Source organism: Corallococcus sp. AB011P, from assembly GCF_003611605.1.
Taxonomy (GTDB): Bacteria; Myxococcota; Myxococcia; order Myxococcales; family Myxococcaceae; genus Corallococcus; species Corallococcus coralloides.
Window position 1 is genome coordinate 1 of record NZ_RAVX01000064.1, and the last position, 1263, is coordinate 1263.

Here is a 1263-nt window from a genome sequence, read left to right on the forward strand (position 1 = left end):
TGAGCGTCACCCGCTTCGGTGGACAGGTTGACTACGCTGCCTGCCTCGAAACCTCAGCCAGTCGCTCGTACTCGGCTGGACTCGCATAGCCAAGTGAGGAGTGACGGCGCCTGCGGTTGTAGAACACCTCCATGTACTCGAACAACGCGAGCCTGGCTTCCTGGCGCGTCCGGAAGCTGCGGGTGTGGACGAGTTCCATCTTCACGCTGCTGAAGAAGCTCTCCACGACGGCGTTGTCCCAGCAATTGCCCTTGCGACTCATCGAGCAGGTGATGCCACGCTTCGCCAGTCGTGCCTGGTAGTCCTCACTCGCGTACTGGCTGCCACGGTCAGAGTGGTACAGCACAGGGGCCTGACGCCCAGCGAGCGCCATGTCGAGCGCGGCGAGGACCAGGTGGCGGTCGATGCGCTCCGCGATGCTCCAGCCCACGACGCGGCGACTAAAGAGGTCCAACACCACGGCCAGGTAGAGCCAGCCTTCGGCGGTCCAGACATAGGTGATGTCTCCTGCCCAGGTGTGGTTGGGCCCAGGAGGCTGGAAGTCCCGCGCTACGACGTTGGGCGCGACTGGATGGGCGTGCTTGCTGTCGGTGGTCCGCACGAAGGGGCGCCTTCTGCGGGCTGCAAGCCCCTGCTGTCGCATGAGGCGGGCCACCCGCTTCTTGGCGACGTGGCGGCCCCGCGCGCGCAGCTCCGCATGCACACGCGGACTCCCATAGGTGCCGCGGCTCTCCTGGTGGATGGCCGCCACCTCCTGGGTGAGTGCGCGGTCGCTCTTCTTGCGCTGCGACTCGGGTCTCTTCGCCCAGGCGTAGTAGCCGGAGCGCGAGACGCCCAGCTGGCGGCACAGAAATGCCACGGACAGGGAGGCCTTCTCCGCGTGGATGAAGCGGAACTTCACTTCATCTCCTTCGCGAAGAAGGCCGCCGCGTTTTTTAACAGCTCCTTCTCCATCTCCAACTGGCGCACGCGCTTGCGCAACTGCGAGAGCTCCAACCGCTCCTCGCTGGTGAGCGCGCCCGGCTTGCCCTTGCCCCGGTCCGTCCTCGCTTGCTCCACCCACTTGCGGAAGGCCGTCTCAGTCAGGTCCAAGTCCCGCGCCACCTCCGTGACGGACTTGCCTTCGTCCAGCACCAGCTTCACCGCTCCAGCCCTGAACTCTGGGCTGAAACTACGCCGCTGCCGCCGCTGCCTCTTCTCGCTTTCCGACATCCCACACCCTTCCATCACATCGGGGGTGTCCACGGAAGCGGGGGACTCTCA

The 1263-nt window shown here is 65.5% G+C and carries 1 protein-coding gene; it reads right to left on the reverse strand.

Features of this window, described 5'->3' with window-relative positions; translation table 11 throughout:
* Positions 1 to 31: 31 nt before the first annotated feature.
* A protein-coding gene (locus D7X30_RS41335) for an IS3 family transposase (protein ID WP_370052143.1) occupies positions 32 to 1212 on the reverse strand; the annotation gives its coding sequence in 2 pieces (ribosomal slippage) (positions 32 to 921 and positions 921 to 1212; 1182 coding nt in all).
* Positions 1213 to 1263: the final 51 nt, after the last annotated feature.